The organism is Synechococcus sp. 63AY4M2, assembly GCF_002760475.1.
In the GTDB taxonomy this organism is placed as follows: Bacteria; Cyanobacteriota; Cyanobacteriia; order Thermostichales; family Thermostichaceae; genus Thermostichus.
This window is the reverse complement of sequence record NZ_AXUX01000001.1, coordinates 847,981-854,947: the sequence shown is the minus strand read 5'-3', so window position 1 is coordinate 854,947 and position 6,967 is coordinate 847,981. Positions and strand designations below refer to the sequence as shown.

Annotated in this window: 10 protein-coding genes; 4 read left to right on the top strand and 6 right to left on the bottom strand. The window is 58.2% G+C overall.

Going from position 1 to position 6,967, the window contains the following annotated elements; genetic code table 11:
• Positions 1–88: 88 nt before the first annotated feature.
• Positions 89–652 (bottom strand): phosphohistidine phosphatase SixA, encoded by a 564-nt coding sequence (gene sixA, locus SYN63AY4M2_RS03790; RefSeq protein WP_083759151.1) that lies wholly within the window; start codon positions 650–652, stop codon positions 89–91.
• A gap of 190 nt (positions 653–842) precedes the next feature.
• On the opposite strand from sixA, the gene trxA reads away from it, so the two are divergent.
• The 3 genes from trxA (at position 843) to SYN63AY4M2_RS03775 (ending at position 3,090) form a co-directional block, all read left to right on the top strand.
• On the top strand, positions 843–1,184 hold the full coding sequence (gene trxA / locus SYN63AY4M2_RS03785; protein WP_011429660.1) for a thioredoxin: 342 nt from the start codon (positions 843–845) through the stop codon (positions 1,182–1,184).
• Between the two features lie 132 nt (positions 1,185–1,316).
• Positions 1,317–2,387: an LOG family protein gene (locus SYN63AY4M2_RS03780; RefSeq protein ID WP_011429661.1), complete on the top strand. Its 1,071-nt coding sequence runs from the start codon at positions 1,317–1,319 to the stop codon at positions 2,385–2,387.
• Positions 2,388–2,409: 22 nt separating this feature from the next.
• Entirely contained in the window at positions 2,410–3,090 is a 681-nt protein-coding gene (locus SYN63AY4M2_RS03775) for a phosphoribosylanthranilate isomerase (protein WP_011429662.1), read from the top strand.
• Between the two features lie 22 nt (positions 3,091–3,112).
• Here SYN63AY4M2_RS03775 and SYN63AY4M2_RS03770 read toward each other — a convergent pair whose 3' ends face one another.
• From SYN63AY4M2_RS03770 to SYN63AY4M2_RS03760, 3 genes are all read right to left on the bottom strand, one after another.
• Positions 3,113–3,988 (bottom strand): helix-turn-helix domain-containing protein, encoded by an 876-nt coding sequence (locus SYN63AY4M2_RS03770; RefSeq protein ID WP_099812362.1) that lies wholly within the window; start codon positions 3,986–3,988, stop codon positions 3,113–3,115.
• Between the two features lie 64 nt (positions 3,989–4,052).
• Positions 4,053–4,871: a pseudouridine synthase gene (locus SYN63AY4M2_RS03765; RefSeq protein ID WP_011429664.1), complete on the bottom strand. Its 819-nt coding sequence runs from the start codon at positions 4,869–4,871 to the stop codon at positions 4,053–4,055.
• A gap of 44 nt (positions 4,872–4,915) precedes the next feature.
• Positions 4,916–5,260 carry a hypothetical protein gene (locus SYN63AY4M2_RS03760; protein WP_240530492.1) on the bottom strand — a complete coding sequence of 115 codons (345 nt, stop codon included), beginning with the start codon at positions 5,258–5,260 and terminating at the stop codon, positions 4,916–4,918.
• A gap of 141 nt (positions 5,261–5,401) precedes the next feature.
• Between SYN63AY4M2_RS03760 and SYN63AY4M2_RS13910 the strand changes: the two genes are divergently transcribed.
• The gene (locus SYN63AY4M2_RS13910) at positions 5,402–5,593 is read left to right on the top strand and encodes a hypothetical protein (protein ID WP_168173306.1); all 192 of its coding nucleotides are present in this window, start codon (positions 5,402–5,404) and stop codon (positions 5,591–5,593) included.
• 191 nt (positions 5,594–5,784) lie between these two features.
• Here the strand turns inward: SYN63AY4M2_RS13910 and rbfA are convergent, their stop codons facing one another.
• Both rbfA and SYN63AY4M2_RS03750 read right to left on the bottom strand, forming a co-directional pair.
• On the bottom strand, positions 5,785–6,234 hold the full coding sequence (gene rbfA / locus SYN63AY4M2_RS03755; RefSeq protein WP_011429667.1) for a 30S ribosome-binding factor RbfA: 450 nt from the start codon (positions 6,232–6,234) through the stop codon (positions 5,785–5,787).
• A 193-nt stretch (positions 6,235–6,427) separates the two neighbouring features.
• The coding region (locus SYN63AY4M2_RS03750; protein ID WP_143597421.1) for an RNA-guided endonuclease TnpB family protein at positions 6,428–6,967 on the bottom strand (540 nt) is incomplete at its 5' end.

Below are 6,967 nucleotides of genomic sequence, written 5' to 3'. Positions count from 1 at the left end.
AATGCTCCCTACGCCTGGGTGTTTGTACCACCTTAACAAAAGTTAACGCTAGCTGCCACGTTCGCACAGCTACATCAGGGGGGCAGAGTCAGCGCAATATCACTTTGGGAGAAAGCAACAACGTCAGGGATCCCTGGCAATAGTCGATACGGCCTTCTGCAAAGCGCACCTGGGCCAAGCCTGCCTTTTTGAGGGTAATGGCCTGGGGATTGGCCGGCTGCAGGCCAATAGCCGCCTGTATCCACAGGCTCAGATCCGGCTGGTGGCCGACCAAGGCCAGAGACGTGAAGGGATCCCGCTCCGCCTGCCAGCGCACCAGGTCGGCGAAGCTGCCGTCCGGGGCCAGCGGCTCAAACACTTCTAGAGCTTCGGCCAAGTTCTCGTCGAAAAAAATCTCCGCCGTCTGCCGCGCCCTCACAAGGGGACTGGTGAGCAGGAGATCCCACTTCCAGCCCATATCCTTGAGTTGGCGGGCAATTTTGCGGCAGCGCTTGCGTCCCTCATCGGTCAAGGCGCGAAAAGCGTCCTCCACTCCCGCTTGCGCTTCTTCGGCTATGCCGTGGCGAATAAAATCCACAGCCACTTCCTGGACGGAAGCCCGCTTCTCGGCTTCAGCCTGATTGCTTCCCTCTGGCCCGAGCTCAAATGTCATCGGCCCTTGCACGCTTTCTCACTCCTTCAGTCCAGAATACCCCGCTCGGCTTGGAAAAAGCTCGCCTGTTCAGCCTGACCCTCCGGCAGAAAATTGCAGGCGCCTGCTGCGGCCTAAAACAAAAGCCCAGAAAGTTGTGATAGGATTGCTTGAAGTGACAGGTATGTACTGTTTCAGGAGTTCTCCAAGCATGTCTGCAGCAATAGACGTCGCTGATGCTACCTTTGAGGCAGAGGTGCTGCGTAGCGATATTCCGGTCTTAGTGGATTTCTGGGCGCCCTGGTGTGGCCCATGCCGGATGGTGGCTCCTGTGGTTCAGGAGATAGCCGAGCAGTATGCCGGCAAGGTTAAGGTTGTGAAAATTAATACAGACGAGAATCCCCAAACTGCCAGCCAGTATGGCATTCGCAGCATTCCCACTTTGATGCTCTTCAAGGGAGGCCAGAAGGTCGATGTGGTAGTCGGCGCTGTGCCCAAGGCAACTCTAACGACAATTCTGGAGAAGCACTTCGACACGCCTGCCGAGAGCTAAGGTCCTAGCAGGAGGAGCGGCCCTCAACGCTTCAGAGCGCTATGTTTGGATCCGGGGGTAAGGCCTAAGTAGCATTTAGCGTCGATAGCCTATTGCAGTAAAAAGTAATGACAGAGAACTCTGGATTCTGGCTTGGCTGATTCCCTTTCTTCTCTTCTCCAGGAAATTTTCTCCAACGCCGAGACTCGTCTGAAGCAGTTGGAGCATCACCCCAACCGGACGGCTTGGCTGCGCGTTTTGCAGTCGCTGCAGCGGATGGGATCTCTGAATCTCAGCCGCCTGGACGCTAAGATCCTAGCGGCCACGCTTGAGGATCTGGAGCAGGGCTTTGCGGCCTTCCAGAACTATGTCCATCAGCGCAAGGTAACAGTTTTTGGGTCGGCACGGGTAGGGCCGGACAGCCCGGAATACCGCCAGGCACAGTTGTTCGCCCACTGCATCAGCCAGCGAGGGTTCATGGTGCTGACGGGGGGCGGCGGTGGGATTATGGAAGCCGGCAATCGGGGCGCAGGGCTGGAAAACTCGTTTGGGCTGAATATCCAGCTTCCCTTCGAGCAGATGGCCAATCCTGTGATTGCCGCCAGCGATCGGGTAATTAACTTTAAGTATTTCTTTTCACGCAAGCTCTTTTTTGTCAAAGAAACCGATGCGCTGGTGCTTTTCCCCGGTGGCTTTGGTACGCAGGATGAGGCTTTTGAATGTCTGACCTTGATGCAAACCGGCAAAACCAAGCTCATGCCCTTGGTGCTGGTGGACAAGAAGGGCGGTTGCTACTGGAAAGAATGGGATGAATATGTGCGGGAGCATCTACTCAGCCGCGGCCTGATCAGCCCGGAAGATCTCTTCTTATACACCTTAACCGACGATGTAGGGGACGCCTGCCAGCAGATCCTAGATTTTTATCGCATCTTTCACAGCAATCGCTATGTGCGGGAACTGCTGGTTTTGCGCTTGAATGCCAAGCTCTCGCCCCAGGCTCTGGATATCTTAAACGAAGAGTTTGCCGACATTCTCGACTCGGGCCGGATCGAGCAAACCGAGGCTTTGCCGGAAGAAGCAGAGGAAGAGATTGCCCATCTGCCGCGGCTGGTGATGCACTTTAACCAGCGTAACTTTGGACGGCTGTGGCAAATGGTGCGCCGGATCAACACGCTTCATCCAGCACAGCCGGATCGTCTGCAAATGCGCCCCGACCAAAAGTAGGGGATTGTCGGAAGGGATCCCAATGGGCCGGTTGTTTGTCAAAATCTGCGGCATCACCCGCCAGGATCAAGCGGAGGCTATCGCCGCGCTGGGGGTGAGCGCTCTTGGATTTATCGCAGTGCCCAACACGCCGCGCTATTTGCCTCTCTCCCAGGCCCGCTGGCTTGCCTCCCTACCCCGCCATGTGGAAAAGGTGGGGGTCTTTGTGGATCCGGATCCCCGTACCATTGCCACCTGGGTGGAAGTGGGCGGCCTCACGGCTGTTCAGCTCCACGGCCGGGAATCGCCAGAAGAGTGCCGGCAACTGGGAGAATGGCTCCCTGGCATTCGCCGCATTAAGGCCCTGCGCATTCGCCACCTGGCAGATCTGGAGGCAGCCCACCTCTACGGCGACTGTGTGGAGGCTCTGCTTCTGGACGCCTATCACCCCCAGCGTGCGGGTGGCACTGGGCAAACCCTCAACTGGCCAGAGTTGGCCCACCGCTCTCTGCCCTTGCCCTGGCTCCTGGCCGGTGGCCTCACCCCAGACAATGTTCTGCAGGCCCTCAGCCACCTCCAGCCCAGCGGCATTGATCTCTCCAGCGGTGTGGAACGCCAGCCGGGCGACAAAGATCTGCACAAAGTCTGGCGTCTGCTGCAGCAGTTGGAATCCCAAGGGTGGCAAATCGCTTCTGCCCTACCTCAACCCAATCAAGGCCTTTAGCCCCTCCGTCCAAGCCGGATCCCTATTGCAAGGATTGGAAGGATTGAATGTCTAGCCCCGGCTCAAACATCAGCTCTTTCACCTCTCCAAACCTTCCCATCACTCCCAGATCGCGGTCGTTGAAGGTCACCAACACCCCGCCGGCATTGCCGGCGCGCAGCACAATCGATCGCTCGGCTTCCCAGTTCAGCTCCGCCCCCGGCTGCAGGGTGGCCTCAAAAACGGTTTGTCCATCGGCAATGACTCGTAGCCAGGAGGGACGCTCTACCACGCGAATATCAAGGCGCACCGGCTTGCGCGGCGGGGCCTCCAACACGTCGGGGAAAACCCCCTGGATGCGCGTCCACTGATCCAGTGTGGGAAACATCTGGCGAAGGGTCGGTTCTGGGCTGCGCCCAGGGGAGTCAGCTGCTCGCGGCTGCGACTGGGATCCCTCGCCGCTTTGTAGGCTGGCCAGCCAATGCCCAAAGGGGTTGCCCGTGCCGTCCAAAAGAGCCGACAGCCCTCCCACCGCCAGCACGACCAGCACCACATAGGCGGCCCAAAGGTGAAAGGGGCGCAGGGCAAAGGCCGGCTGTTCGCCAACAGCAGTAAGAGGAGGGAGCGCATGGGGCGTTTTGGCAGATAGGAGTGGCAAAGCTTGCCGAGATAAAGCCTCGCCATCCAGCCCCAGATAGTTGGCATAGCGCTTAATGAAGCCTTGCACGTAAACCGGCTCCGGCAGCCGACTCAAGTCTGCTTCCTCCAGGGCCTGCAGATATTGGGAGCGGATGAATGTATCGTTGGCTACATCTGTCAACGTCAGCCCCCGTGCCTCTCGTGTTTGCCGCAACAGGGATCCCAGGGCTTCCAATCGCGTTAGCGGGACCGAGTCCTTAGAGCGTTCCGACTCTTGCATCGTTCGGCTACCTGCGGAAGAGAGGAGGCTAGTGTGAGATTGTGCGCACAGTTCCCACAGCTAATTATGAAGAGGGACGGAAAGAGTGCAAAGAGGCGCTTCTGAACAGAGCCAAGCTGTCGGTACCGGCAAGAGGGGCTAGCAGAGCCTGAACCTCTTGGGGCTCCAATAGGCGGAACTGACCTGCCTTTAGGTTTCCGAGGTGCAGCGGGCCGATTGCTTCCCGATGCAGCCTGAGCACCGGATGCCCCAGCTGCTCCGCTACGCGCCGAATTTGCCGGTTGCGCCCCTCAAACAAAACCACCCTCAGCCACGAGGAATTGGCATCCTGCCTATACCCAAAGTTGGGAGCAGGGCAGAACTCCACCTCTGCCGGCAGAGTGGTGTACCCCTCTAAGTTTACTCCGTCTCGCCACTGTTGCAGGGTAGCCCGGCTCGGACGCCCCTGTACCTGCACCCGATAGATTTTGGGCAGATGATAGCGCGGATGGGTCAGCTTCAGCGTCAGGTCGCCATCGTTGGTGAGCAGCAGCGCCCCACTGCTGTCTGCATCCAGTCGGCCCACGGGATAAAGGCGGATCTGCCGGTTCCAGGGCGGGGGAAGCAGATCCAGCACCGTCTTGCGCCCCCACGGATCCTTGCAGGTTGACAAAACCCCCAGGGGCTTGTGCAGGAGCAAAACGTAGCGGGCTGGATCCCCGAAAGGGATCACCCGTCCATCCACCTCGACGCGATCCCGTTCGGGATCGGCTTTAAAGCCCAGCTCGGTGACCACCTTCCCGTTCACCCGAATGCGCCCGGCCAGGATCCAGGCTTCCACCTGGCGACGGGAGGCCAGCCCCTGTTGAGCCAAGAGCTTCTGGAGCCGTTGGGGTGTCGCCATAGGCATGGGGTCACAAGAGAAACAGCGATCGGAGAACGGGGCTGCTAGGCAGCAGAGTCTTCGGATTTCGAGAGCAGATCCGGCAGTTCCGCAGGACTGGAGGCCAATAGCAGCATTTCTGACTTCGACCCTGAGCTATCTCCCAGGGAATAGCTGAGGCCACAATCAAATTCTTCTGCCAGCCGGCAGACTTCCTTGAGATCTCCCACCGACCAAATGCTCCAACTGCTCCGAATCTGGTTATCCACCCACACTTGCACGCGGTTGCCTTCGATGTGAATGATGCGCTTGGGGTTGGCTTCTGAGGCCCGGCCTGTAGACTCAACCAAGGCCTCCGGCCCGCTGACGCCAACGGAAGATTTTTGCCTCAAAGCCCCCAGAGCAGCCATTAACTGCGGCAGAGCCAGTAAAAGGTGCTGGGTGGCTTGTTGGGGTTGCCCTTTCAAGCAGGAAACCAAAGCTTCGGCAACACTCTGGTTCAGAGCTTGCAGAGCTTGGAGTGGAGTAGCACCCGCTAAAGCGGGATCCGGTTGCAGTGGGCTTTGAACATCCATGAAAAGGCAGAAAAGGCACAAACCGCAACTTTACAGCCCTTTCGCCGGTTTACGGCAGCGACGGTGCTGCCCATTGGGGCAGAAGGCCCCGGTTGGCGTAAGCATGCCGCCGACATTGAGCCCTGTACAGATGAGATGGCCGGGGAAAAGGCCGTATGGCTTCCTTAAGCCTAACAAATCCAAAAACTTCTCCGTGAGACAACATTGCTTTGAGGTTGTCCGCATCGCTGCGAAGCCAAGGCCTCTCCGGTCCACTTGGTCATTCAGGTAGGTTCTTTTCTCGCTTGTGCAAAGCAGGCGGAGCTTTAGCGCAGATCCCCCAGGTTGGCACGAAAGTGGGCAACTCTTAAAGCGAGCAACTATTGTTGTTCGCTCAATTCGTCTTCTTCACCCCCAGGGGTGTCCGCCATCCTTCCCTCAACCCCAGGGTGGGATCCCTCCTGTTGTTGGGCCTCAGCGGGCTGTCTCAGTTGGTTGAGCAGGGCCAGAACCCGGGATCCCCGCTCCAAAGAGCGATCCTGCAAAAACACCACCGTCGGCACCCGTCGCAGGCCGAGGCGCTGACCGATTTCCCGCCGCACGAAGGGAGTGGCGGAAGCCAGCCCCTCCATGGTCTGCTGCTGGGCCGCTTCATCGCCATAGATGCTGACGAAGATGCGGGCATTTTGCAGGTCATTGGAAACCTCTACGTCCACAATGCTGACCATCCCTGCCCCCACCCGGTCATCTTTGATCTCCGAGAGCAGGATTTGGCTGACCTCCCGTTTGATCAGCTCGGCTACCCGTGCCACCCGTCGCGCTGTCGCCATTTTTCTGTCCTTAGGTTCCTATCTTCTGCAAACTTGCTCTGGCCGGTTGCCGGCGGCTCCTTAGGTGGTGCCAGCTTCTCCTCGCCATGTCCTCAGAACAGTAGCAGATGCTACGCGCCTCTTCTCCTTCCCCCTCTATTCTGGGTCCATGTCCACCCTATCTTGAGTATGAATACGTGACGTACTCCCGCACTCATGCTGACGCATAGAGTGCAGGCTTCCCAGTGACTCCTGCCCGATAGCAGGACATTTCCTGAGCTTGAAGAACGGGACGCCCCACCGCTCTGGATTTGATGACTCTCGCCGAGTTGTGATCCCTTGCCATCCTTAGCCCGCAGTGGGGGCAATCGTGCCACCGCTCATGCAGCTCTTTGGGCACCTCACGACCACACCCCGAGCACCCTTGACTGCTGCCGCGGGGATCCCCTGCAATCGTCAACAGCCCAGCTCTTTCAGCCTTGGCTGCCAGAATTTGCAGGAACTCACCCCAACCGGCGTCATGGATAGATTTGGCCAACCTTGTCCTTGCCAGACCTTTGATGTTCAATGCCTCATGGGCTATGTGTCTCCCTTTTTGCAAAAGCTGATGAGCAACTTTGTGGTGGAAATCCCGGCGCTGGTTGGCTACTTTCTGATGTGCCTTGCTCAACCTCTTGACCGCTTTCTGGTAGCGGTTTGACCCCTTCTGCTTGCGCGATACAGACCGTTGCAGCCGCTTGAGGGGCTTTTGCGC

Coding starts and splice junctions, on each gene's coding strand:
- SYN63AY4M2_RS03760 (WP_240530492.1), bottom strand. CDS start 5,260: ATGGCTGCTCTGGGGGCTTTGAGGCAAAAATCTTCCGTTGGCGTCAGC.
- trxA (WP_011429660.1), top strand. CDS start 843: ATGTCTGCAGCAATAGACGTCGCTGATGCTACCTTTGAGGCAGAGGTG.
- rbfA (WP_011429667.1), bottom strand. CDS start 6,234: ATGGCGACAGCGCGACGGGTGGCACGGGTAGCCGAGCTGATCAAACGG.
- SYN63AY4M2_RS03765 (WP_011429664.1), bottom strand. CDS start 4,871: ATGGCGACACCCCAACGGCTCCAGAAGCTCTTGGCTCAACAGGGGCTG.
- sixA (WP_083759151.1), bottom strand. CDS start 652: ATGACATTTGAGCTCGGGCCAGAGGGAAGCAATCAGGCTGAAGCCGAG.
- SYN63AY4M2_RS03770 (WP_099812362.1), bottom strand. CDS start 3,988: ATGCAAGAGTCGGAACGCTCTAAGGACTCGGTCCCGCTAACGCGATTG.
- SYN63AY4M2_RS03775 (WP_011429662.1), top strand. CDS start 2,410: ATGGGCCGGTTGTTTGTCAAAATCTGCGGCATCACCCGCCAGGATCAA.